General features: G+C 56.7%; 23 protein-coding genes. 10 read left to right on the top strand and 13 right to left on the bottom strand.

The annotated features are described in order from the left end of the window. Window positions 1-119: 119 nt before the first annotated feature. The 9 genes from DU506_RS10495 to DU506_RS10455 all read left to right on the top strand — a co-directional run bounded on the left by DU506_RS10495 (window position 120) and on the right by DU506_RS10455 (window position 8,290). The gene (locus tag DU506_RS10495; RefSeq protein WP_114486887.1) at window positions 120-596 is read left to right on the top strand and encodes a YbhB/YbcL family Raf kinase inhibitor-like protein; all 477 of its coding nucleotides are present in this window, start codon (window positions 120-122) and stop codon (window positions 594-596) included. Between the two features lie 241 nt (window positions 597-837). Continuing rightward, window positions 838-1,179, top strand: coding sequence for a zinc ribbon domain-containing protein YjdM (locus DU506_RS10490; RefSeq protein ID WP_114486886.1), 342 nt, complete (start codon window positions 838-840; stop codon window positions 1,177-1,179). A 280-nt stretch (window positions 1,180-1,459) separates the two neighbouring features. After that, window positions 1,460-1,924: an SUF system Fe-S cluster assembly regulator gene (locus DU506_RS10485; RefSeq protein ID WP_114486885.1), complete on the top strand. Its 465-nt coding sequence runs from the start codon at window positions 1,460-1,462 to the stop codon at window positions 1,922-1,924. 72 nt (window positions 1,925-1,996) lie between these two features. After that, window positions 1,997-3,439: a Fe-S cluster assembly protein SufB gene (gene sufB / locus DU506_RS10480; RefSeq protein ID WP_114486884.1), complete on the top strand. Its 1,443-nt coding sequence runs from the start codon at window positions 1,997-1,999 to the stop codon at window positions 3,437-3,439. Between the two features lie 96 nt (window positions 3,440-3,535). Beyond that, window positions 3,536-4,288 carry a Fe-S cluster assembly ATPase SufC gene (gene sufC / locus DU506_RS10475; RefSeq protein WP_114486883.1) on the top strand — a complete coding sequence of 251 codons (753 nt, stop codon included), beginning with the start codon at window positions 3,536-3,538 and terminating at the stop codon, window positions 4,286-4,288. Then, window positions 4,285-5,631 carry a Fe-S cluster assembly protein SufD gene (sufD, locus tag DU506_RS10470; protein WP_114486882.1) on the top strand — a complete coding sequence of 449 codons (1,347 nt, stop codon included), beginning with the start codon at window positions 4,285-4,287 and terminating at the stop codon, window positions 5,629-5,631. Before sufC ends, sufD begins: the two co-directional genes overlap by 4 nt. Before the next feature lie 14 nt (window positions 5,632-5,645). Then, the gene (locus tag DU506_RS10465) at window positions 5,646-6,917 is read left to right on the top strand and encodes a cysteine desulfurase (protein WP_114486881.1); all 1,272 of its coding nucleotides are present in this window, start codon (window positions 5,646-5,648) and stop codon (window positions 6,915-6,917) included. A 9-nt stretch (window positions 6,918-6,926) separates the two neighbouring features. Beyond that, window positions 6,927-7,496 carry a putative Fe-S cluster assembly protein SufT gene (gene sufT, locus DU506_RS10460; protein WP_114486880.1) on the top strand — a complete coding sequence of 190 codons (570 nt, stop codon included), beginning with the start codon at window positions 6,927-6,929 and terminating at the stop codon, window positions 7,494-7,496. A 29-nt stretch (window positions 7,497-7,525) separates the two neighbouring features. Continuing rightward, window positions 7,526-8,290: a SanA/YdcF family protein gene (locus tag DU506_RS10455; RefSeq protein ID WP_114486879.1), complete on the top strand. Its 765-nt coding sequence runs from the start codon at window positions 7,526-7,528 to the stop codon at window positions 8,288-8,290. 37 nt (window positions 8,291-8,327) lie between these two features. Here DU506_RS10455 and DU506_RS10450 read toward each other — a convergent pair whose 3' ends face one another. The 4 genes from DU506_RS10450 to DU506_RS10435 form a co-directional block, all read right to left on the bottom strand. Continuing rightward, window positions 8,328-8,774 (bottom strand): hypothetical protein, encoded by a 447-nt coding sequence (locus DU506_RS10450; protein WP_114486878.1) that lies wholly within the window; start codon window positions 8,772-8,774, stop codon window positions 8,328-8,330. An 88-nt stretch (window positions 8,775-8,862) separates the two neighbouring features. Then, window positions 8,863-9,771, bottom strand: a complete 909-nt coding sequence (rimK, locus tag DU506_RS10445; protein WP_114486877.1) for a 30S ribosomal protein S6--L-glutamate ligase — start codon at window positions 9,769-9,771, stop codon at window positions 8,863-8,865. Between the two features lie 43 nt (window positions 9,772-9,814). Beyond that, window positions 9,815-10,255 carry an ATP-dependent zinc protease family protein gene (locus tag DU506_RS10440; RefSeq protein ID WP_114486876.1) on the bottom strand — a complete coding sequence of 147 codons (441 nt, stop codon included), beginning with the start codon at window positions 10,253-10,255 and terminating at the stop codon, window positions 9,815-9,817. A 55-nt stretch (window positions 10,256-10,310) separates the two neighbouring features. After that, on the bottom strand, window positions 10,311-11,351 hold the full coding sequence (locus DU506_RS10435) for a DUF3549 family protein (RefSeq protein WP_114486875.1): 1,041 nt from the start codon (window positions 11,349-11,351) through the stop codon (window positions 10,311-10,313). A 288-nt stretch (window positions 11,352-11,639) separates the two neighbouring features. Between DU506_RS10435 and DU506_RS10430 the strand changes: the two genes are divergently transcribed. Next, window positions 11,640-11,972 (top strand): YqcC family protein, encoded by a 333-nt coding sequence (locus DU506_RS10430; protein ID WP_114486892.1) that lies wholly within the window; start codon window positions 11,640-11,642, stop codon window positions 11,970-11,972. Between the two features lie 90 nt (window positions 11,973-12,062). On the opposite strand, the gene DU506_RS10425 is transcribed toward DU506_RS10430, so the two are convergent. The 9 genes from DU506_RS10425 to DU506_RS10385 all read right to left on the bottom strand — a co-directional run bounded on the left by DU506_RS10425 (window position 12,063) and on the right by DU506_RS10385 (window position 23,027). Then, window positions 12,063-12,710, bottom strand: coding sequence for an OmpW/AlkL family protein (locus DU506_RS10425; RefSeq protein WP_114486874.1), 648 nt, complete (start codon window positions 12,708-12,710; stop codon window positions 12,063-12,065). A gap of 220 nt (window positions 12,711-12,930) precedes the next feature. Further along, the gene (gene putP / locus DU506_RS10420) at window positions 12,931-14,406 is read right to left on the bottom strand and encodes a sodium/proline symporter PutP (RefSeq protein WP_114486873.1); all 1,476 of its coding nucleotides are present in this window, start codon (window positions 14,404-14,406) and stop codon (window positions 12,931-12,933) included. 68 nt (window positions 14,407-14,474) lie between these two features. Then, a complete protein-coding gene (gene putA / locus DU506_RS10415; protein ID WP_114486872.1) occupies window positions 14,475-17,666 on the bottom strand; it encodes a bifunctional proline dehydrogenase/L-glutamate gamma-semialdehyde dehydrogenase PutA in 3,192 nt (1,063 codons plus the stop codon). 153 nt (window positions 17,667-17,819) lie between these two features. Then, the gene (locus DU506_RS10410) at window positions 17,820-18,665 is read right to left on the bottom strand and encodes an AraC family transcriptional regulator (RefSeq protein WP_114486871.1); all 846 of its coding nucleotides are present in this window, start codon (window positions 18,663-18,665) and stop codon (window positions 17,820-17,822) included. 78 nt (window positions 18,666-18,743) lie between these two features. Further along, a complete protein-coding gene (locus DU506_RS10405) occupies window positions 18,744-19,106 on the bottom strand; it encodes a hypothetical protein (protein ID WP_114486870.1) in 363 nt (120 codons plus the stop codon). 267 nt (window positions 19,107-19,373) lie between these two features. Beyond that, window positions 19,374-19,781 (bottom strand): CBS domain-containing protein, encoded by a 408-nt coding sequence (locus DU506_RS10400; protein ID WP_114486869.1) that lies wholly within the window; start codon window positions 19,779-19,781, stop codon window positions 19,374-19,376. 394 nt (window positions 19,782-20,175) lie between these two features. After that, window positions 20,176-20,469, bottom strand: a complete 294-nt coding sequence (locus DU506_RS10395) for a hypothetical protein (RefSeq protein WP_114486868.1) — start codon at window positions 20,467-20,469, stop codon at window positions 20,176-20,178. Window positions 20,470-20,488: 19 nt separating this feature from the next. Continuing rightward, a complete protein-coding gene (locus tag DU506_RS10390) occupies window positions 20,489-21,574 on the bottom strand; it encodes a DMT family transporter (protein WP_114486867.1) in 1,086 nt (361 codons plus the stop codon). A gap of 73 nt (window positions 21,575-21,647) precedes the next feature. Further along, window positions 21,648-23,027, bottom strand: a complete 1,380-nt coding sequence (locus DU506_RS10385; RefSeq protein WP_114486866.1) for an NAD(P)-binding domain-containing protein — start codon at window positions 23,025-23,027, stop codon at window positions 21,648-21,650. Between the last annotated feature and the right edge of the window lie 42 nt (window positions 23,028-23,069).

The following is a 23,069-nucleotide window of genomic DNA, read 5'->3' as shown; positions in this document are numbered from 1 at the left end:
GGCGTTGTGGACACGCCCATGTCAATTACGCACATTGATCACCGATTGACATTAGAAGCTCGCCAACGAGCGAGTGAAACCACGTCTAACGGCGCAGCCGCTTAGGCGTGGTAGTTCATATGGCATTCGCCTTGTCGGATATACAATTGGAAAGCCAAGCATTTGGTAGTCACGAAGCGATTCCCGAAAAACATACCGGCGACGGTGAAAACGTATCACCGGCACTGAGCTGGAAGCAGCCACCGGAAGGCACCAAGGGTTTTGCGCTGATTTGCCATGATCCGGATGCGCCGCTGGTGCAGAATGGAAGTTACGGTTTTGTCCATTGGGTGCTTTACAACCTGCCGGGAGACCTCACCCAGCTGGAGGAAGGCACCCAGCAAGGAACCGGCGGCAAGAATGATTATGGCAAACTGGGTTATGGTGGCCCCATGCCCCCGGAGGGCCATGGTATTCACCATTACTACTTCTGGGTGCTGGCGCTGGATGACATGATGCAGCTTTCGGAGGGGCTGACATTGCCTCAACTGCTGGAGGAGCTGGAGCCGCATATTCTGGGTATGAACCGCTTGATCGGTACCTATCGTCGGGATTGAAAAAAATCCTGCCGCATTCTGCGATTCGATTCTTTGAATGAATCGTCGGAGGGTTCAACTATCCAGTCAGGCGGGGCGTAAACGGTAGCGCTGATAATGACGCAGGCAACCCCAAAAGATCACCATCCAGAAAGTATAGAGCATCACGCCACTGTGGTAGGGCCGGCTTCCCCCGCTATGCCAAGCTGTGTAGGCTTACCGGTTTTACGGTTCCCCTTTGTCCTGTCTTGAGGAGTACTCGATGAGTGATCTGCCCCCTTGTCCCGCCTGTGCCTCGGCATTTACCTACGATGATGGCTTGCAGTTTGTGTGTCCGGAATGCGGCCACGAATGGTCGAAAGATGCCCCGGCGTCAACTAATGACGACGAGGCAGTCGTGCGAGATGCCAATGGCAATGTGCTGATGGATGGCGACAGCGTTACCGTGATCAAGGATCTTAAAGTCAAGGGCAGTTCTTCGGTGGTCAAGGTAGGTACCAAGGTCAAAAGCATTCGCCTGGTGGAGGGGGACCACGATATCGATTGCAAAGTGGACGGTATCGGCCCGATGAAATTGAAGTCCGAATTCGTCAAGAAGGCCTGAGAGATACGCCAGCAACAAACGCCCTGCGGCCAAAAGCCGCAGGGCGTTTTTTTATGCGCAGGAGGAAAAGCGTCGACATCCTGAAAGTAGCTCGAAAGGCCATCCTGATAGCTTTAATTGATGAGAATGATTAACGTTATTGTTAGAAATGGCGCCGAACGTGCCGGGAAAATACAATAATTGCAGCGCATTTTGCTCAAGGGCTTCACATCATTTTTATACAGGACTAAAATGGTACCCAATAAATCCCATTCAGGTGAATCACACCGGGGTACCCAATATGCTCAAGCTTTCGCGGTTGACTGATTACGCCGCAGTGGTCATGGCCCAGATTGCGCGTTACCCGCACAAGCCGCATGCGGCGGCTGAACTGGCCCAGGCGGTGACGCTGCCACAGCCGACCGTCAGCAAGACACTTAAAATGCTGGTGCGCGCGGGCCTTTTGGTTTCACAGCGAGGCGCCCAGGGCGGCTATTGCCTGGCGCGACCGGCATCCAAGATCACGGCGGCAGATATCATCGCCGCCATTGAAGGCCCGGTGGCTATGACCGAATGCAGTCAGGCCGAGGGCGACTGTGAATTGGCGGCTACCTGCGGCGTGTCGGATAACTGGCAGCGAGTTTCGTTGGCTATCCGTTCGTTGCTGGATAGCGTCACCCTGGCCCATCTGGCCGACACCACTCCGATCAAGCTGCCGGTACAGCTACCCATTCAAAGTATCAGTCTTGCGGCCGAGTCGGCCTGAGGTTGCTCATTATTCTTAAGCTTACGGCGAGTCTGTTACTCGCCCACCCAACTGCCCGGGAGGGGAATCACCATGGCAACTGAAGAAATGGAACAGTTGGTTCGTCGCGATTATAAAGAAGGCTTCGTTACCGACATTGAAAGTGAAACCGTTCCACCCGGTCTGGATGAAAGCACCATCGCCTTCATTTCCAACAAGAAAGGCGAGCCGGACTGGATGCTTCAATGGCGTCTCGATGCTTACCATCAGTGGCTGAAGATGAAATCGCCCTCCTGGGCGCACCTGGATTATCCGCCCATCGATTACCAGGCGATTTCTTACTACAGCGCGCCCAAACGTCCCGAAGACATGCCGCAAAGCCTGGATGAAGTCGATCCCAAACTACTGGAAACCTACGAGAAGCTGGGTATCCCGCTGCATGAGCGTGCGGCACTCGCCGGTGTGGCGGTGGATGCGGTATTCGATTCCGTGTCGGTCACCACCACCTTCAAGAAGGAATTGGGCGAGGCCGGCGTCATCTTCTGCTCGATTTCCGATGCGATCCGCGACTACCCGGAACTGATCAAGCAGTATCTGGGCACCGTGGTTCCGGTGGCTGACAACTACTTTGCCGCACTCAACTCGGCAGTGTTCACCGACGGCTCCTTCGTGTTCGTGCCGGAAGGGGTGACCTGCCCCATGGAGCTGTCTACGTATTTCCGGATCAACGCCGCCAATACCGGTCAGTTCGAGCGCACCTTGATCATCTGCGAGAGCCGCGCCCAGGTATCCTATCTGGAAGGCTGCACCGCGCCGATGCGCGATGAAAACCAGCTGCATGCCGCCGTGGTCGAACTGGTGGCCCTGGAGGATGCTTACATCAAGTATTCCACGGTGCAGAACTGGTATCCCGGTGATGAAAATGGCGTAGGCGGTATCTACAACTTCGTCACCAAGCGCGGCGACTGTCGTGGCGATCGTTCGCGGATCAGCTGGACGCAGGTCGAGACCGGTTCGGCGATCACCTGGAAGTATCCTTCCTGTGTGCTGCGCGGCAAGGAAAGTGTCGGCGAGTTCTACTCGGTAGCGGTAACCAACGGTCGCCAGCAGGCCGATACCGGCACCAAGATGATCCATATCGGCGAAGGCACGCGTTCCTATATCGTCTCCAAGGGCATTTCCGCCGGGCGCTCCAACCAGTCATACCGTGGCTTGGTCAAGATCGGCCCAAGAGCCAAGGGCGCGCGCAACTTCACTCAGTGCGACTCCTTGCTGATCGGTGATACCTCCGGTGCGCATACCTTCCCTTACCAGGAAATCGGTAACAGCACGGCGACCGTCGAGCACGAAGCGACGACCTCGAAAATCGGCGAAGACCAGCTGTTCTATTGCCGCAGCCGGGGCATTTCCGAAGAGGATGCGGTCAGCATGATCGTCAACGGTTTCTGCAAGGATGTATTCCAGGAATTGCCGATGGAATTCGCCGTGGAAGCCGAAGCGCTGCTGAACGTCACGCTGGAAGGTGCCGTGGGTTAAGGCGGTGATTACGCGGCGTATAGCCCTGGTTTGAACGGTCATCATCAAATTTATCGGAGTCGCCGAGGCGGCTCGTCAGGATCAAAGGTAATCATCATGCTCGAAGTCAAAGATCTGCACGTGACAGTCGAAAAGAAGGAAATTCTCAAAGGCTTGAACCTGACCATCAAGGCTGGGGAAGTGCACGCCATTATGGGCCCCAACGGGGCGGGCAAGTCCACGCTTTCAGCGGTCATCGCCGGCAAGGAAGGCTATGAAGTGACCTCCGGCTCGATCACCTTCGAGGGCCAGGACGTGCTCGAAATGGAAATCGAAGAGCGTGCCCAGGCCGGTTTGTTGCTGGGTTTCCAGTACCCGGTGGAAATCCCGGGGGTCAAGAACATCTATCTGCTCAAGGCCGCCCTGAACGCCCAGCGCGCGGCGCGCGGCGAAGGCGATATGCCGGCGCCCGAGTTCATGAAACTGGTCAAGGAAAAGATCGCCCAGATGCAGATGGACCCGAGCTTTCTGCAGCGTGCGGTGAACGAAGGTTTTTCCGGTGGCGAGAAGAAGCGTAACGAAATTCTGCAAATGCTGGTGCTGCAACCCAAGCTTGCGATGCTCGATGAAATCGATTCCGGCCTGGACATCGACGCCATGCGAGTGGTCGCCGACGGCGTCAACAGCTTGAGAGATAGCAAGCGTGCCATCCTCTTGGTAACTCACTATCAGCGGCTGCTGGACTACATCGTGCCGGACAAGGTTCACGTCCTGATGGATGGACGCATCGTCAAGAGTGGCGATGCCGAGCTTGCCAAGGAACTTGAAGTTCAGGGTTATGAAGACATCGTCGAGGAGCCGGCAGCATGAGCGAGGTTATTCATTTTCTGGACGTACTGAAAAAACGTCTCGCACAGCGTGGCTCAGAGCCGACCTGGATTGCGGCTAGGCGCCAAGCCGGTGCGGCACGCTTCGAAGCCATGGGCTTCCCCACCCGGCGTGATGAAGCCTGGAAATATACCAATGTGCGCCAGATCGCCCAGGGGCACTTCGAGCTGGCGGAAGACGCCGACTATTCCTCGGCCAAGGCGGCGGCACTGACCTTGCCCATCGATGCCTACCGGCTGACCTTTGTCGACGGTGTGTTCTCCGCCAGGCTTTCGGATGTGGAAGGGCTGCCCGAAAGCGTTCAGGTAATGCCGCTTTCCCAGGCACTGGCGCAAAATCATGAAGCGGTAGGGGGACCCTTGGGTCGCTTGACCGGCGTGGAGTTTTCGCCGTTCTCGGCACTCAATACGGCGTTCATGGAAGAAGGGGCGGTGATTCGTCTGGCGCCGGGAACGGTGGTCGATAAACCCATTATTCTGCAGTTTGTGTCGCGTGCGGGCGAGCAGCCGGTGATGAGTCACCCCCGGGTACTGATTGAAGCGGCCGGACGCAGCCAGGCGACCGTGATCGAACACCATATGGGCGATAGCGATGCGGCCAATTTCACCAACCTGGTCGCGGAGATCATGCTTGATCGTGGTGCGATTCTGACTCACTACAAGCTGCAGGAAGCACCGCTTGCCGACCTGCATATTGCCAGCATTCATGTGGAACAGCGTCGCGACAGTCGTTATACCTCCTACAACTTGAATCTGGGTGGGGGCCTGGTGCGCAATGACCTGGTGACCGATCTCAACGGCCAGGGTGCCGAAGCCAATTTCTATGGTCTGTTCTATGGCCAGGGTCGCCAGCACGTGGATAACCATACCCTGGCCAACCACAATGCGCCGCGAACGTTTTCCAACGAAAACTACAAGGGCATCCTGGACGATCGTGCCCATGGCGTATTCAACGGCAAGGTAGTGGTCAAGCGCGACAGCCAGAAAATCGAAGGCTTCCAGAGCAATGCCAACCTGCTGCTTTCGGATCGCGCCGAGATCGATACCAAGCCGGAACTCGAGATCTACGCCGACGACGTCAAATGTTCTCACGGTTCGACCACCGGCCAGCTGGACAAGGAAGCGATCTATGCGCTGCGTACCCGGGGCATCGATGAGCAGACCGCACGTGGCCTGCTGACGCTGGCTTTCGCTGGGGAAGTCATGGAGCAGGTGGATATCGATGCGATTACCGAAAGAGTCGAGCTAGCGGTGGCCGGTAAGCTGCCGGAACGTTTCAATCTGGCCGGGTTGGTGGAAATTGCCGCCGCCTTCAACGAGGCGTGAGCCGAGGAGTAGCCATGACACAATCGGCCATTGACCGTGTACCTGAGCGTATCCTGGAAAGCGTGCCATTCGATGTGGAACGGGTGCGTGCGGATTTTCCCATTCTTACACGCCAGGTTCATGGCAAGCCTTTGGTCTACCTGGATAACGCGGCCACCAGCCAGACGCCACGCCAGGTGATCGATGTATTCAGCGACTATTACAGTCGTTACAACGCCAATATTCATCGTGGCCTGCATACCTTGGCGGATGAAGCCACGGTGGCTTATGAAGATACTCGCGAAACCGTGCGCGCCTTTCTCAATGCCGAGAATAGCCGCCAGATCATCTTCACCCGCGGGACCACGGAAGCCATCAACCTGGTCGCCAATAGCTGGGGCCGAGCCAACCTGAAGCCCGGCGATGAAGTGCTGATCTCGATGCTTGAGCACCACTCCAACATCGTGCCCTGGCAATTGCTGGCAGCGGAGTTGGGGCTGGTGATCAAGGTCATTCCGGTGGATGAGCGTGGTGTGCTGGATATCAGCGCCTACCAGGCCTTGTTGACCGAGCGCACGCGGCTGGTGGCGGTGAATCATGTGTCGAATGCGCTGGGAACCATCAACCCGGTACGCGAGATGGCGGCTATGGCGCATGCTCATGGGGCTTTGATACTGGTCGATGGCGCCCAGGCGACACCGCATCAGGTGGTGGATGTGTGCGAGATCGACGCCGATTTCTACGCGTTTTCCGGCCACAAGGTTTATGGTCCTACCGGGGTAGGCGTGCTGTACGGCAAGCTCGAATTACTCGAGGCGATGCCGCCATGGCAGGGCGGCGGTGAAATGATTCAAACCGTGTCGTTCGATGTGCCGACCACCTTTGCCGCTGTGCCGCACAAGTTTGAGGCGGGTACGCCACCGATTGCCGAAGTGATCGCCCTGGGGGCGGCGTTAAGGTGGGTGGAAAATACCGGTCTTGCTGCCATCGGTGCCTGGGAGCATCAGTTGTTGCAGCAGGCGACTCGGGCGGTAAGCGACATCGATGGCCTGCGGATTATAGGAACCGCCCCGCATAAGGCCGGTGTACTGTCATTCGTGGTGGAAGGCGCTCATCCCCAGGATATCGGTCTATTGATAGATCAGCTTGGAGTGGCCATACGTACCGGCAATCATTGTGCTCAGCCGCTATTGGCGCAGTTCGGTGTTGAAGCCACATGCCGTGCCTCTTTTGCAGCTTACAATACCCTTGAAGAGGTCGACGTTTTCGCGGCCGCACTCACCCGTGTGGTTAACATGGTGCGCTGAGAGAGGCCTATGGATATCGAGCAAATCACTCAACTGGCCAAAGGCCAGTCATTACCGTTGCAGCGCGATGTGGATGCGATTGCCATTCCTTTCGGCACGACGGAAACCCTACCGGAAGACAGCGTGGTCAGCGTGATGCAGGCCAAGGGCAGCTCGGTAAGTGTGGGGTTTGGCGGGCGCCTTTACTTGATTGAAGGCAGTAATCTGGACGCCTTGGGGTTGGAGCCGTTACCCCGTCCGAGCCTGCCTGAAGAGGCCAGCGACGAGGAAATCGAACAGTTTGTCTGGGATCAGTTGAAAACCTGCTTTGACCCGGAAATCCCAGTCAATATAGTCGATCTAGGCCTAGTTTATGGTTGCCGCATCGAACGCTTGATCAGTGGTGAACGAATTGTCACTATTCGCATGACATTGACCGCGCCCGGTTGCGGTATGGGTGATGTAATTGCCGCCGATGCGCGCAACAAGATTCTAGGGGCGCCACAAATCAGCAAGGTCCATACGGAAATTGTGTTCAGCCCCCCTTGGAGCCGTGACATGATGAGTGATGAGGCAAAGCTGGAACTGGGCATGTTCTGATCTGCCTCTGAGTTAGCTCAAGGAACGCCATGTATCGGCTGTTGCAGAAAGGGCTAAAGAAGGGCCTGAAGATAGTCTTGATGTCGCTGGGGGCGTTGCTGCTTCTGGCGATATTCGTGTTGGTGGCCGGCAATGTATGGGTGCTGGCCCATACCTCGGCCTATATCGAGCGTGATGTTCAACAGTGCGGCCCCGAGCAAGTAGCGATTGTATTCGGTACCTCGAACTGGACGCGCAGCGGCGCACGTAACCCGCACTTCAATGGGCGCATGCTTACCGCCGCCAACTTGATCGACCATCAGCAGGTGCACCATCTTTTGATCTCGGGCGATAACCGCACCCAAGCCTACAATGAACCTCGGGCGATGTGGCGCGACCTGAATCGGCGTGGTGTGATGGCCGAGCAGATGACCATGGATTTTGCGGGGTTCAGTACCTTCGATACCTTATCGCGTGCCCAAGGGGTGTTTAAGGTGGAAAAAGCGGTACTGGTGACTCAGGCCTGGCATTTGCCTCGGGCGGTGTATATCGGCCGGGCGCTGGGAATGGAGGTGAGAGGGTGTGCCGCGCTTGAACGCCCGGTTGCAGGTGTATGGCGACTCAAGCTTCGAGAGTGGGTGGCGCGCGTAGCGACCTTGGGGGATCTATATCTGTGGAGGCGCGAGCCGTATTTTCTCGGGCCGGTAGAACCATTGATAATGGACGGTCCGAAGCCATACCCCCTTGAGGTTATCGAAGAGGGCGTGGAAGGCAGGGAGGATTCAGTTGCTCCTCGGTTACTCGACTCTCAATAGCTCCGATTATCAGCAGCCCAGATGCTCAGCAGCACTGTCAGCGCCTGCTCCTTTGCTTTTGCAAGGCGTAAAGCTCGCGGATCAAGGTGCGGCAGCCTTTAATACATTCTTCCACTACCGGCTCGATAGGCGCTGGAAGCGGATGAGTGAATAGGGTCGAAAGTGCCTGCATCAATACACGCTCCTGTTCCAGGAGTTCGTTGATCAAGACTTGACTATCGTTGCCCACGAAGCTTTTCAGCCGGCTCCACAGCCACAAGAAATCATCACGTTCGACATCCGCTTCACGTGGCAGCATCTTGAGGTGCTTTCTGGCCAGTTCCTGCAGCTTGTGCATCTGCTCCAGCCTGGCTTCGTAATGCGGTTTCAAGGCATCGCGCAGTGCGGGGCGCAGGCGTTCGAGATTGTCCTGAAAATAATCAATGCTGTCAGCCAGCGCCTCTAGGGCACTATCCATCGCCACTTGGCGATTGTCGAGAAACATGAGCGTCTACCTCCTTCGGTGACGCAAATTGTGGGGGTGGCAGCGTTGTTTTGCCACCCCCCTAAGGGATTATTTTGGTGCTTTTACCTTAGCCTTTTGGCTTGGTGGGTGTTTTACGCGGTATTACGGCGTTTTTTTCAATGTGTTCGATGATCAAACCGGCAATATCTTTCCCAGTGGCGCTCTCGATGCCTTGCAGTCCTGGTGAGGAGTTGACCTCCATGATCACCGGGCCATGATTGGAGCGTAGCAAGTCCACACCTGCGACGCGTAGCCCCATGGCCTTGGCCGCACGAATAGCGGTCGAGCGTTCCTCCGGGGTGATGCGAATCACGCTGGCGGTGCCGCCACGGTGCAGATTGGAACGAAATTCCCCTTCGGCGGCCTGACGCTTCATGGAAGCGACCACTTTATCGCCGATCACCAGGCAGCGAATGTCGGCACCTCTGGCTTCCTTGATGTATTCCTGCACCATGATATTGGTTTTCAGGCCCATGAAGGCTTGAATCACCGATTCCGCCGCCTGGTTGGTTTCCGCCAGTACCACCCCGATACCCTGGGTGCCTTCCAACAGTTTGATCACCAAGGGTGCCCCCTTGACCATGGTGATCAAGTCCGGAATGTCGTCGGGGGAATGAGCGAAGCCGGTAATCGGTAATCCGAGGCCCTTGCGCGAAAGTAACTGCAAGGAACGCAGCTTGTCGCGAGAGCGGGTGATGGAGACCGAGTCGTTGAGCACATAAGTGCCCATCATCTCGAACTGACGCAAGACCGCGCAGCCGTAGAATGTCACCGAGGCGCCGATACGCGGGATCACCGCATCGAAGTGTTCGAATTCCGCGCCCTTGTAGTGAATCGAGGGATGATGAGAGGCGATGCTCATGTAGCAGCGCAGCGTGTCCACCACGCGTGCGCTATGGCCACGGCTTTCAGCCGCTTCCACCAACCGGCGGGTCGAATAAAGGTTGCGATTGCGGGACAGCAAAGCAATATGCATGAAAGACTCCGGGTCGTGGCCAGGTAAATGGAAAAGGGGTAGGTCAAGGTTCGCCGTGCAAGAATGCTGCGCCGGGCGCTATCAGAAAACGGCGCATGGCACGACGACCCAATAACATTGGGTGGCGCATGTCACGCCGGTCGGTCAGGGTGAGTTCCACCGGAAATTCCATCTCCCCCATCTGCAAAAGCGTACGGATCACGTAACGCCATTCCATCTGGCCGTTGGAGCTGGTGACTTTGCGCCGATCATGCAGATGCACCCGCAGGCGGTGCCCAGGGGTAGCGGGGCCGCCGCTGTGGGTGATGAAACTGACCCACAGCTGGCCATGCTCGTCTTCGAATGTTTCAAACTCTTCGGCATGCAGCGCAGAGGTGCGTGCTCCACTATCGACCTTGCAGCACAGGTGCAAGCCAAGTTCCGGCAGGGTGACCATTTCTCGACGGCCGATCACTGCCTTGGCTTGATAAGGCAATTCCTTCACAAGAGACTCCTTGGGCATGCTTTAACGTACCGCAATGGTTGCATGCGACTGATGGTTACATGCGACTGGAAGGTGCGGAAAGCTCGGTTAGTTTGGCTTTGGTGGCGGAGGAGGCGTGCGCATCGCGCAGACACATCACGACCGGCAAGCGTAGGCGTGGAATCAATGCCAAGTCGCGTACCACGGCAGCGAAATCGCTACGTGGCTCCTTCGCCAGGCATTCGAGAAAGCAAGGTAGACGCTCAGCGTCTTCCAGATGTTCCCAGCCACGGGCGGCAATGGCGGCAAGCAAGTCGGGTCCACAGGCTGCGTTATCTGCAAGCAGGTTGTCGAACCATTTGCCTGTCGCGGGGTGGTCGGTACTGCCTACGGCGCGAACACAGCAGCACAAGGTTTCTATATCACCGGCCTGGGCGGCTTGTTCCCCGCGCACGCGCAATGCAGCCATAAGCTTTTCGCCTGGTGCAACGTGCTCCAGGCAATAGCACAGAGAGTGCAATACAGGCTCGGGAAGGCTCGGCAGACGCTCGGCCAGTTGCTGTTCGGCTGCGGTGTCAATCCGTATCACAAAATCGGCAAGCCCCTGTAGACCCAGTGCCTGCCAGTCGAGTTCTTGCTGATGGCTCATGTAGGCTTCCACCAGCTCCAGGTGCTGGCTGGCCGGTTGTGCAAGGTCATGGCTGGCACGAGCATGCATGATGGCCTGAAAGCTCAGGCTGGGAGTAAACGCCAGGGGGTTATCTTTCATCAGGTTGTCGATTTGTTGTCTATCGTCGCGCCCCACCTGGTTTACGTTATGCCCCAGGGTTTCCAGCAAGCGTTGTAAAAATGCATCACGGGGGGCAGGGTCGATCTGGCCCAATTCATCCAGGGGAAGGGCCAGGAACCAGATGGCCGGTTCCGTCATGTCGCCCAGGCGAAACATGACTGCCAGGCGTGCCTTGCCTTGCCAGGGGTCAGGCCAGGCGGCATTTTCATGCTCGAACTGGGTAAGCACGCTTCGGGCGCAGGGGGTGACTCGTCTGCCCATGTGGTAAAGGGTGACGGTCGCGCCGCTGCGAGTAAAAAAATCATCAAGGGTGTGAATTGGTTGCATGGCATCCTTCCGCGTTTCAAGCGTGCACTTTACCTTGCAGATGAACGGCTGTCAGCCGAATAAAAGGAATAATCGCGGCCTGATCAGTGAACAGGAAGATCAAAAAATGACCAATTTTCTCAAAGCCCCGCAGGGGTAGGCTAAGCGACATCTTTCCATAGCTTATCCACAGGCTCTTGCAGGTTTTCTGTGAATCTGTGGATGACGTTTGGCAATGGGCCATCAGCGGTGGAAAACCTGAAAAATAGCCATGATAATACCCCACTCTTTTTAATGATCAGGCATGACATGACCGAATATCAACAGCTTGAAATGGCCCTGCAACGGCTTGAGGCGGCGCTTGAGGCGGCGGGTCTATGGCGCATGACGCCTCCCGAGGCATCGGCTTTCGCCAGTCAACAACCGTTTTGTGTGGATACAATGACATTGCCGCAATGGCTGCGTTTCGTATTTATCCCCCGCCTGGGTGCGCTGGTGGAGGCCCAGGGGCCCATGCCGGCACGTTGTGAGGTGGCGCCGGCGCTCGAGACCTATCTGCAACAGGCAAATGTGCCTGCCGATGAGCGCCTGGCGATACTCCAGTCGGTGGAAGAGGTGGATCGGCTGGTGACCGAGAATTAATTTTTTAATACCAAGTGCCAAGCCTAAAAAGCCAATGCCCGCCGGAAGGCGGGCATTGGCTGACACTGAATACCTTACGACAAAGCTAGCTTAGAAACGGTAGCTGAGGCCCGCCATGACGACCAGCGGGTCGACATTAACGGTACCCGCATCGTCACCGGCTATCTTGGCATCGGTATCGATATCGATATACCAGGCGGCGGCGTTAACTGCCCAATTGTCATCGATCAATAGGTCGACACCCACCTGGCCGGCTAGACCCCAGGAATCATCCAGTTCTAAATCCACTTTACCAATTCCTGCGAGATGAATAGTGGCCTCTTCCTCAAAGAAATTAGTGTAGTTGATACCCGCGCCGATATAGGGCTGAACACGTGCCTCTGTGCCTCCTAGCGGATAGTACTGAACTGTCAGGGTAGGCGGCAGGTGCTTGGTTGAGCCTGTGGCGATACCGTTCTCTAAATTAATGTCGTGTTTGAAGGGTAACGCGGCTAGCAGCTCGACCCCAACCTTGTCATGGAAGCGGTAACCGAAGGTGAAACCCAGGTTGGTATCGCTGTCCACATCGACATTAAATCCATTGTCAAGAGTGCCGTTATCGCTTTTCGGATCCACGTTCGCCGCACCCACGCGGGTAAAGAAATCACCTTCGCCGTAGGCAAGTGCTTGGGTGCTGGTGGTGAAAGCGGCGGCGGCAATACCGGCGGCGAGAAGGGCAGGCAAAGTCATTTTACGCATGAGATCACTCCTTGAGGAACAGGTTGGCTGATAGCCGCTGAGAACCGATGAACGTAATTCTAACCAGCTGCGCCTAGGCTGTTATTGATCCAGCGCAAGAGTTGATTCGTCGGTAGTCGTGCCCAATAACTAATATAATACAGTCCACGCAAAAGACCGCCCGAAGGCGGTCTTTTTACTGGCTTGGCTTGATCGTTTCCTTATAGAAAAAAAACCGACCTCAGGCCTTATCGTAAGTATCGAACTCGGCAGTGATGGCATCGCTGGGAGGCGCTGTCGCCAGGCTGGCGACCACAATCGCGATGTAAGCCAGGATCACGCCGGGGACGATCTCATACAGGTCGAAGATACCGCCAGATATCTCGGCCCAGAGCACCACGGTAACACCGCCGACGATAATGCCGGCAAGCGCGCCCCACTGGTTCATGCGGCGCCAGTAAAGCGCCATGATCAAGGCCGGACCGAAGGCGGCACCAAAGCCAGCCCAAGCGTAGGATACCAGCCCCAGGACGTTGGAGTCCGGATTGAGCGCCAGCATGTAGGCCAGGGCGGCGATACCGATGACCGCAAAACGGCCTACCCAGACCAGCTCGGTTTGAGAGGCATCCTTGCGGAACAGCGCCTTGTAAAAGTCATCGGTCAGTGCAGAGGATGACACCAGCAGCTGCGAATCCGCTGTGGACATTACCGCGGCCAGAATGGCGGCCAACAGCACACCGGCGATCACCGGATGGAAGATGGCATTCACCATGACCATGAAGATGGTTTCGCCATCGGCCAGGTCGCGCTCGATGAAACCCACACCCAACAGGCCTACCGCGATGGCGCACACCAAGGTCAACGCGGACCAGGTGACCGCAATGCGGCGTGCGGCGGGAATGTCGGCTTCGCTGCGAATGGCCGCAAAGCGCGCCAGGATATGCGGTTGACCGAAGTAACCCAGGCCCCATGCCAACGAACTGACGATACCCACAAAGCTCAGGGCTTCACCGGTAGAGGCATCGCGGAACCAGCTGAGCATGTGCTCGCTTTGCCCGGCCAAGGCTTCCGCGGCACCTGTTGAACCGACATCCATGAAGGCCACGACCGGCACGATCAGCAGCGCGACCGCCATCATCAAGCCTTGAATCAAGTCGGTCCAGGATACCGCCAGGAACCCACCGAAGAAGGTGTAGGAGATAATGGCGATGGTGCCGATGGTTACCGCGATCGAGTAATCGTAGCCGAATACAGTCTCGAATAGCTTGCCGCCTGCCACCAGGCCGGAACTGGTATAGAACAGGAAGAACATCAGGATGAAGATCGCCGAAATGACCCGCAACAGCTGTGAGCTGTCGCGGAAACGCTTGGCGAAGAAATCCGGCAAGGTAAGGGAGTCGCTGGCCTTGAAGCTGTAAAGGCGCAGACGACGCGCCACGACCAGCCAGTTGAGCCAGGTGCCTATCAGCAGACCAATCGCAATCCAACTGGCGGAAATGCCGCTGATGTAGGCAGCACCGGGCAGACCCAGCAACAGCCAGCCTGACATGTCCGATGCCCCGGCGGAAATCGCGGAAGTCCAGGGTCCAAGTGAGCGGCCGCCGAGAATATAGTCGGAGAGATTGTTGGTACGTTTATAAGCGACGACACCGATACCCAGCATCAGTATCAAGTACGCCACGAAGGTAAAGGCAATGCCCAGGTTGTTTTGAACCATGATACGTTTCCTTTCCAGGAGTTCAGGTTGGTTTTATAGTTGCTTCATTCAATGTTTGATGAGGTGTTTCACTCATCGCCCAGCGCCAGTAGCGACGCATTGCCACCCAGAGCGGCGGTATTGTTGGTAAGGGTTTTTTCCGTGGCGAAGCGCAGCAGGTAATGCGGTCCGCCTGCCTTGGGGCCGGTCCCGGAAAGCCCCATTCCACCGAAAGGTTGTACACCGACCACCGCTCCAATGATGTTACGGTTGATGTAGACGTTCCCGGCGCGAATTTTCTGCGCTATTTCGGCGGCAAAAGACTCGTTACGGCTATGCACACCGAAGGTCAGGCCATAGCCTCGGCCATTGATGTCGTCGATGACCTGATCCAGCTCGCTGGCCTTGTAGCGCACGATGTGCAATATCGGGCCGAACTGCTCATGCTCGAGTGCCTTGATGCTATCGATCGTGAACGCGACCGGTGCCACAAAGGTGCCATGTTCGGTCTGTTCGGTCGTCAACGGTGTTTCAGCTACCAGGCGTTTTTCACCCTTGAGCTTTTCGATGTGTGCATTGAGGCCTTTACGGGCGTCTTCATCGATCACCGGGCCGACATCGGTGCCCAAGTCGCGCGGGTCGCCGATACGCAACTCGTTCATGGCGCCTTTGAGGATTTCAATCACCCGGTCCGCCACGTCATCCTGCAAGTACAGAACACGTAGGGCGCTACAGCGCTGCCCGGCGCTCTGGAATGCTGACTGGATCACGTCGACCACGACTTGCTCGGGAAGCGCGGTGGAGTCGACGATCATGGTATTCATGCCGCCGGTTTCCGCCACCAGGGTTGGCAGGGGGGCATTTTCCCGTGCCGCCAAGGCTCGGTTGATGATCTGAGCGGTATCGGTACCACCGGTGAAGACTACCCCGGTGATCCGTGGGTCGGAAGTCAGAACGCTGCCGACTGTGGGTCCGTCACCGGGTAATAGCTGCACGACATCACGCGGCATACCGGCTTCGTACAAAAGCTCGATGACACGGTGCGCGACGATGGACGTCTGTTCGGCAGGCTTGGCCAGCACGGTGTTACCCGAGACAGCGGCAGCAACCACCTGGCCGCAGAAGATTGCCACCGGGAAATTCCAGGGGCTGATCGCCGCGAACACCCCTTTGCCGCCCATTATCAAGCGGTTGGATTCCCCGGTGGGGCCGGGAAGCTCGGTGGCTTCGCCGAAGGTTTCCTCGGCACGCATGGCGTAATAGCGGCAGAAGTCCACGGCTTCGCGGATTTCGTCCACGCCGTCGGTCAGCAACTTGCCGCCTTCGCGTGAGCACAGCGTCATCAGCTCCGCCATGTGCTTTTCCATCAAATCGCCCAGACGACGCAGGATGGCGGCACGTTCGGCAACCGGCGTGGCTTCCCAGCGCGGGAAAGCGGCCCAGGCGGCATCCAAGGCTTTGCTTGCCTGCTCCTTGGTGGTCCATTGCACGCTACCCACCTGCTTGCGCCGGTCGAACGGGCTGGTCACGGTCTTGAGCTGAGCGGCATCATCGGCGACGTCAAAGGCCAGCAGCGGTCTGGCGCGGTAGGTGACGTCCATGAAATCGGCCATTCGCTTCATCAGCGGCTGGTAATGGCTGCGAATATTCAGGTTTACGCCATGAGAATTGCGCCGCTCCGGGCCGTAAATGTTCCGGGGTAACGGAATGTTGGGATTGGACAGCGTCTTGTACTTGCGCAGGCTGATCACCGGGTGCTGGCACAGCCATTCCACCGGGACGTCCGGGTCGACCAACTGATGGACGAACGAAGAGTTGGCCCCGTTTTCCAGCAGTCGGCGTACCAGGTAGGGGAGGAGATCCTTATGCGCGCCGACCGGTGCATAGATACGGCAATAAGTACCTTTCGGAGCACGCTGCAAGGCAGCTTCGTAAAGGGCTTCGCCCATGCCGTGCAGACGCTGGAACTCGAAGGGGCGCTTGTTCTGGTTGGCCACATCGAGAATGGCGGTCACGGTATGCGCATTGTGCGTGGCGAACTGAGGGAAAATCCGCCCTCTAGTCGCATCACTGAGCAAGAATTGCGCGCAGGCCAGGTACGCAACATCGGTACAGGCCTTGCGGGTGAAGACGGGGTAGCCATCCACACCGATCTGCTGGGACTCCTTGATTTCGGTATCCCAGTACGCGCCCTTGACCAGGCGCAGGGGAATTTCATCACCCTGCTGGTCGGCAAGACGGTTGATATAGTGCAGCACCGGCAGCGCACGCTTGGCATAGGCCTGAATGACCAGACCAAAATGCCCCCAGCCTTTGACCGCCTCGCTTTCATAGACTGCACGGAAGACTTCCAGCGACAGCTCCAGGCGGTCGACTTCTTCGGCGTCGATAGTCACCGCCACATTGAGCTTGCGTGCCCGGCTGACCAGTGCGATCACGGTATCGACCAGCTCGACCAGAACCTGCTCGCGGCGACCGAACTCATAGCGCGGATGCAGGGCTGAGAGCTTGATCGAAACCGAGGGGGAGGGGGTCTTGGCAGAAAGTGTCTTGCAAGTCTTGCCTACCTGGTCGATGGCCTTGGCGTAGTCATCGTAGTAACGCTTGGCATCGTCACGCGTACGAGCGGCTTCCCCAAGCATGTCGTATGAATAGGTGTAGCCTTTATCGAACAGCGGCTTGGAGCGTTTGAGGGCTTCGTTGATATCCCGCCCCAGGACGAACTGCTTGCCCATGATCTTCATGGCTTCATACATGGCGCGCCGAATGACCGGCTCGCCCAGGCGGTTGACCATACGATTGATGAATGTCGCCGGTTGCCCTTCCTTGGGATGATCCATCTTGAGCACACGGCCGGTCATCAAAAGCCCCCAGGTGGAGGTGTTGACCAGCCAGGAGTCACTTTTACCGATATGTGCCTGCCAGTCCGCCGGGCCGAGCTTGTCTTCGATCAAGGCATCGGCGGTCGCCTTGTCGGGGATGCGCAACATGGCTTCGGCCAGGCACATCAGCATCAGGCCTTCGTGAGTATCGAGGCTGTACTGCTGCAGCAGCTCATCGATGGTGTCCACGGCGGTATCCATCTGACGTACGTCGCGGACCAGCTCTGCGGTACGTTGCTCGATACGGTCGAAGTCTTCACGATCCGTGTCCAGAAGCTTGATCAGTTCACCGACGTAGGTATCTTCGTCGACAAGGTAATGGTCGCTGACGCGGGCCATCAAGGTGTCGAGATCGGTTTGCCAGGTGGCAGGGTCACGTAGTTTCTTGGCGTTGAGCATCGAAGCCCCCGAAGGTCTGAGCAATAACGGAAGGGTAATACCGGGCATAACACCCAATCTATTAACCGAATGTAATGCGCGGGGTTATTTGCTGCATGTCGGTTTCGACGCAAAACATGCCAATTTCAAGGCAAACCAAGTAATTTTACTACCTTAGTCTAGCCCTTGAGCCTCGACTAAGCAGTCAGGAGCGGCAAAAGACGTCGATATCGATTGTGGTATTGGTTGTGCAGCCAATCCTTGACGCAGTTGACGTGGTGATAATCCATAATTGCGCCGGAACGCATGCGAAAGCGCACTTTGGTTGGCAAACCCGGTTTGCACGGCAATGTCGGCCAGGGGAGTGCGGCTGGTAAGTAACAGGTGGCGAGCGGTCGTCAGGCGTTGACGCTTGACGTATTGCCAGGGAGACAGGCCGGTTTGAGCGCGAAAGCAGCTGGAAAAATGCGTCTCGCTCAAACAGGCTAGCCGAGCGAGGTCCGCGACGCGTAACTCATCCCCTAGATGCTGCTGAATATAACGGTTCAGCAGGGGCATGTTCAGGCGCTTGCGGCCATGAGGAGCTTCGTCTCCCAGCCTGGCCTTGAGGGAACCTAGCAGCGTGACGGCAAGACGATCCTGCTGCAAGGTGCCGGCTTCGCTGAGGCCGCCTTGCTGGTTCAGCTCGATATCCACAAACGCGAGGTAATGGCGAAGAGCCTTGTCGAGAGTAAAAAAGCGCGGTGCATCGAACAGGGCCACCAACTCGCGATGGTCGCCAGTCAGGGCGGGAGCGTCTTCGGGAAGATCAAGAATCAATTGACGGTTATGGCCGCTGCCCGAGTAATAATGCTCATGATTGGCGGGAACGATACAGCCTGCAAACGCATTGACATGCCCGCCCAATCCCTCTATCTCGAATTCCGCCGTCCCGCTCAACGTGATGACCAGCTGATGGAAATCATGGGAGTGGTGGCGAGTGGCTCGCTCCAAGGGAATTTGACGAATAATGCTGGGCATGGAATGTCTCCTGAACAGGACTGAGGACTGCCATGGTTGCGCGAGATCTATACCGTTAGCTTGTACCGCTAGTGGAAGCTAATATTGCTCGCGTAGTGACGTATGTGCCGCCAAGTGGTCACGCAATCCCTTCAATTCCGCCTGGCCTTCTTGATCCAGCAACGGCTTGCCTTGGGCTACTCGCCAATGGCGCCCATGGGTTTCCATCAAACGCGCCGCACGGCGTCGTATTCCATCGAGATAGTCATCATGACGAATCGGATAGCCGATAATGGTATTCCATTCCGTTTCACTGACCTGGCTGCCCAAGGCTTTGTCGAACAATGCCAGTAAATCACTGGGCTGGGTGCGGTATCGCGGCGTACGAGAGTTGAGCAAGATAATCACCATCGCACCGAGAATCAGCAGACAGACAGCAAAAACCAGCAAAAAAAGAGCCACTACTGTACTCCATCGGATGTGAGCAACGTCGATACACCGCCACGATTGGCCAAGCTGCAAGTATACCCGGTAAAAGCAGAAAACGAAGATTTTGCCTTTTTGCGAACTTTTCGCGCGATGAGTGTCAGATAAGTTAAGGCAGCACAGCGATAGCAGTCGCTAGGAATGTTGCACTTGTTTATTGTTTTCGATCCCTTGTTTCCGCCGCTCTCACGAGTGGCGGTTTTTTTTGCGGCTGACGAAATCGGCATGCACTGGGTGACGGATTCAGTGTCGACGAACATGCAAAAGTGCATTGAGAATGTCACGGCGGGTCACGATGCCGACCAAGCGGCGCTGCTCGACAACAGGATACACCTTGGGTTTGATGCCGAGCATTTCCTGGGCCAAGTCGGTAATGCCCTTGTTGGGTGTGACGGTCAAGACCTCATGGCGCATCAATTCCTTGACCAATAGCGGCTCGTCATCGTGATACAGGCTTTCCAGTACTTTCCCTAGAACATCTTGTTCGGAAATGAAACCGACGAGGTTGTCGTGATGATCGACCACCGGCACGCCGGGCAAACGGTGCAAGGCCAACCCTTGAGCAAGGGTGGTGATGGACGTCTCGGGAGAGACTCGGTAGCAATCCCTGGACATGATGTCACGAACGGTCTCGGGTGTTTTGCCGGCCATGTCGAAGCTCCTTTCTTGTACCGTTATATAAATGAGATTCTTTAACTGTAGGTGATTTATCCGGCCATGTTTTGATATGACACTCACGACTTTCAACGTTTTCAAGCGACAGGGGTGGCATTGCTCGACCTCCGGGCCACCCAAAAGAGCATAGCGCAGCCAGCAAGTTCCTGGCATCAAGCGCGTTGAGCACGTGGGTGCATAAAGTTCAGGTGTTCCAGTGAATGCCCGGTTAATACTTCAGATCTTGGTGACGAAAGTACGGGCCTGGTATAAAGCTAGGCCACTCAAAGCAATAATTACCGCCACTGCCAGGATATCGGCACCCGGAAACCCCCAGAACTCAGACATATCATTTCCTCATAAAGTTGAATAATTAGGTAAAGCCCACTCGTCAGGCCAGTTCGGTGTCCAGCATGCGCTGTCGGCCAAAGGCATTGAGCCGAAATTTGAACAGGACCCGGCCTACCCCGAAGTAGCCCTGATCGTCTAGTTGCTCTTCAACGCTTTCGATAATGCCGGTGGAAAAAAGGTCCGTCAGGGTCACCCGCGTGTTGCCTCTCCAGTAACGACCGGTGAGACCGTACTCACCCATCAGGGCGTCTGTCAGTTCCCAATCCCAGATTCCCTCATCGCGTCTGGCGTTGATTAGCTGGAGAATTCGGCCTTTCATGTGCAATCTTTTCATCTGTTGGCACTCCAGTTGATCAATGGGTGGGAGAGGGGGCCGTCTCGGTGTCGGCATTTTTCGAGACGGCACGAACGACTTCAAGAACCTCGTCGTTCTCGGTAAACATCACGAAGCCGCCGGTCACGAACAGCGCCAGCCCGACCAGGAAATTCCACTCTGGAAGCTGCAGGGTAAAGGCAGCCAGGAAGATCACGGCGAAGAGACCATATAACGAGGCAATTGCCTGCCCGCGACCCACCCCGATGAGCGGGAAGGACTTGTACCAGGAGACATAGCAGAAGGCGAAGGTGATCCCGGCCAACATAAGCCAGCCAATGGCGGCCCAATTGAATGTGGCGACGACCAACTCGACAACGGGTTGGTCGGTGAACAGGTAGATAGCGGGCAGAATGAGCGCTATCCAGTAGAAGACCTCGGCGGAAAAGCGCACGGTGATGCCCACATCCGGGTCGGCAACATCCAGGCCCCGTCCGGCAATGGCCCCCTCAACGCCCCAACCCAAGGCTGCCATGGCGCCGCCCACGTAGCCGAGCCAGCCGCTCTGACCGGTACCGGTCAGTTCGCCTATGATGCCCGGTGCGTAGACCGTTACGCCGCCCGCGAGAATGATGAAGATACCGATGGCCGCCCGCTTGGTAATTTTTTCCTGATACCAGAGGCGAGCCAGAGTGGCACCGATGATCGGATACATCAGCGCGGCGATAGCTGCGAAGGCCCCGCCAATGTAGCCGATGGCCAGATAGGAGCCGAATATGGCCATGGGACCACCAAAGATGGCACCGATAAAGAACCACTTGGAGATGTTACGCATCTGCCGAATGGTGCGGCCGTATTCGCCCCATTTACCCAGTACCCCATTCCAGACAAAGAGAAAGAAGAGGACGGCGATGGCATTAAACGTCGTAAGCACTGCCGCCGCCAGCAGAAACTCTGCATTGGTGTCATAACTCAGGTTGACGTAAGGCGCTTCAAACCAGACGGCGGAACCGGGTATATACCAGGCGCCCCAGAGCACGGCGCACCAGAGGGCCCACATGAAGCCCCATCGGATGCTGCTGGCGGTGAAGCGTGAACGGGCCTGGGTCAGGCTGGTATTGGTCATGAACGTTTCCTTTCGATAACACTAAATAGCGTGCGCGACAGAAACAGCAGCGCTGCGGTGGCGAACGGTCTTTCTAGCGCATCGCTTCCAAGACTTGATTCTCGACTTCCGGCTTTTCGCTGAGGAAGGTTTCCAGGGAATCATCCATCGCCTGCATCCACGGCGTGTGGTGGACCGGAGCCAGGGTGCCCGTGAGGGTTGAACGGTAGCTCTTATTGCGATAACCCAGAATGTCCGCCTCTTTATCGTGCTCCCATTGCTTGAAGATTTCCGCCACGCCCTCGACGTCGAAGGTGGGGTAATCGGTGGGCTGCAGCAGATCAATGATATAGGCGGCCTGAAAGTCGATTGCTTGGAACGGATTGTCGACGCCTTGTTCCTGGTTGACCCAGTGCGCGCTGTCGGCGGCCATGGCGGTTTCATCCGGCAGGGTGATCCGGTCTAGGATCATATCCCGCGCGTACCAGGCCTGGGCATCGAACATATTGAAGGTGTAGTACTGGTCCTGCATGCCCAGGAATACCAGCTTCGGGTTTTTCTCCAGGAAGATGCCCTTGTACAGGCCTTCTGGATAGAGTCGGTTATGGGTGTTCAGGGTCAGCTGGTCCGGCAGGAACGGGAAGTGGTGTTGATAGCCGGTGCAGAGAATGATGGCATCTACTTCCTGGCTACTGCCGTCCTTGAAGTAGGCCGTCTTGCCGACCACTTTAATGAGCAGTGGCTTTTCGGTAAAAGAGTCTGGCCAGTCGAAGCCCATGGGCTGGCTGCGGTAGCTGAAGGTGACCGATTTCGCGCCGTATTTATGGCACTGGGTGCCGATGTCCTCAGCGGAATAGCTGCTACCGATCAGCAGCAGGTCCTTGCCGGCGAATTCGCAGGCATCGCGAAAGTCATGGGCATGCATGACGCGGCCCGGGAACTGGTTGAGGCCTTCAAAGTAGGGCGCGTTCGGAGTCGAGAAGTGCCCCGTGGCTACGACCACATGGTCGAACTCTTCGGTGCTCAGCTGGTCTTCTTTCAGGTCCCGTATGGTGACCGCAAACTTGCCGGTTTCTTCCGCGTAATCTACCCAGTGCACCGCGGTGTTGAAGCGAATGTACTGCCGTGCTCCACTCTTTTCGACGCGTCCCATGATGTAATCACGGAGCACCGCTCGGGGCGGGTAGGAGGGAATGGGCCGGCCGAAATGCTCCTCGAAGCTGTAGTCGGCAAACTCCAGGCATTCTTTCGGTCCATTCGACCAGAGGTAGCGATACATGCTGCCGTGCACGGGCTCACCGTAGGCATCAAGGCCGGTGCGCCAGGTGTAGTTCCACATTCCGCCCAGATCACTCTGTTTTTCATAGCAGACGATCTCGGGAATATCGGTGCCGGCGAGGCGTGCCGCTTCAAAGGCACGGAGTTGGGCAAGTCCGCTGGGGCCGGCCCCAAGGATGGCGATTCGAAAACTCATAGTGTTTCTCTGTTGATCGTCTGAACGAGCGAGCGCTTGGCT

Origin of the sequence: Vreelandella rituensis (assembly GCF_003336665.1) — a bacterium.
In the GTDB taxonomy this organism is placed as follows: domain Bacteria; phylum Pseudomonadota; class Gammaproteobacteria; order Pseudomonadales; family Halomonadaceae; genus Vreelandella; species Vreelandella rituensis.
Note: the sequence above shows the minus strand (reverse complement) of the source record. Positions and strands in the feature narration are given on the sequence as shown.

Coding starts and splice junctions, on each gene's coding strand:
- DU506_RS10495 (WP_114486887.1), top strand. CDS start 120: ATGGCATTCGCCTTGTCGGATATACAATTGGAAAGCCAAGCATTTGGT.
- DU506_RS10490 (WP_114486886.1), top strand. CDS start 838: ATGAGTGATCTGCCCCCTTGTCCCGCCTGTGCCTCGGCATTTACCTAC.
- DU506_RS10485 (WP_114486885.1), top strand. CDS start 1,460: ATGCTCAAGCTTTCGCGGTTGACTGATTACGCCGCAGTGGTCATGGCC.
- sufB (WP_114486884.1), top strand. CDS start 1,997: ATGGCAACTGAAGAAATGGAACAGTTGGTTCGTCGCGATTATAAAGAA.
- sufC (WP_114486883.1), top strand. CDS start 3,536: ATGCTCGAAGTCAAAGATCTGCACGTGACAGTCGAAAAGAAGGAAATT.
- sufD (WP_114486882.1), top strand. CDS start 4,285: ATGAGCGAGGTTATTCATTTTCTGGACGTACTGAAAAAACGTCTCGCA.
- DU506_RS10465 (WP_114486881.1), top strand. CDS start 5,646: ATGACACAATCGGCCATTGACCGTGTACCTGAGCGTATCCTGGAAAGC.
- sufT (WP_114486880.1), top strand. CDS start 6,927: ATGGATATCGAGCAAATCACTCAACTGGCCAAAGGCCAGTCATTACCG.
- DU506_RS10455 (WP_114486879.1), top strand. CDS start 7,526: ATGTATCGGCTGTTGCAGAAAGGGCTAAAGAAGGGCCTGAAGATAGTC.
- DU506_RS10450 (WP_114486878.1), bottom strand. CDS start 8,774: ATGTTTCTCGACAATCGCCAAGTGGCGATGGATAGTGCCCTAGAGGCG.
- rimK (WP_114486877.1), bottom strand. CDS start 9,771: ATGCATATTGCTTTGCTGTCCCGCAATCGCAACCTTTATTCGACCCGC.
- DU506_RS10435 (WP_114486875.1), bottom strand. CDS start 11,351: ATGCAACCAATTCACACCCTTGATGATTTTTTTACTCGCAGCGGCGCG.
- DU506_RS10430 (WP_114486892.1), top strand. CDS start 11,640: ATGACCGAATATCAACAGCTTGAAATGGCCCTGCAACGGCTTGAGGCG.
- DU506_RS10425 (WP_114486874.1), bottom strand. CDS start 12,710: ATGCGTAAAATGACTTTGCCTGCCCTTCTCGCCGCCGGTATTGCCGCC.
- putP (WP_114486873.1), bottom strand. CDS start 14,406: ATGGTTCAAAACAACCTGGGCATTGCCTTTACCTTCGTGGCGTACTTG.
- putA (WP_114486872.1), bottom strand. CDS start 17,666: ATGCTCAACGCCAAGAAACTACGTGACCCTGCCACCTGGCAAACCGAT.
- DU506_RS10410 (WP_114486871.1), bottom strand. CDS start 18,665: ATGCCCAGCATTATTCGTCAAATTCCCTTGGAGCGAGCCACTCGCCAC.
- DU506_RS10400 (WP_114486869.1), bottom strand. CDS start 19,781: ATGGCCGGCAAAACACCCGAGACCGTTCGTGACATCATGTCCAGGGAT.
- DU506_RS10395 (WP_114486868.1), bottom strand. CDS start 20,469: ATGAAAAGATTGCACATGAAAGGCCGAATTCTCCAGCTAATCAACGCC.
- DU506_RS10390 (WP_114486867.1), bottom strand. CDS start 21,574: ATGACCAATACCAGCCTGACCCAGGCCCGTTCACGCTTCACCGCCAGC.
- DU506_RS10385 (WP_114486866.1), bottom strand. CDS start 23,027: ATGAGTTTTCGAATCGCCATCCTTGGGGCCGGCCCCAGCGGACTTGCC.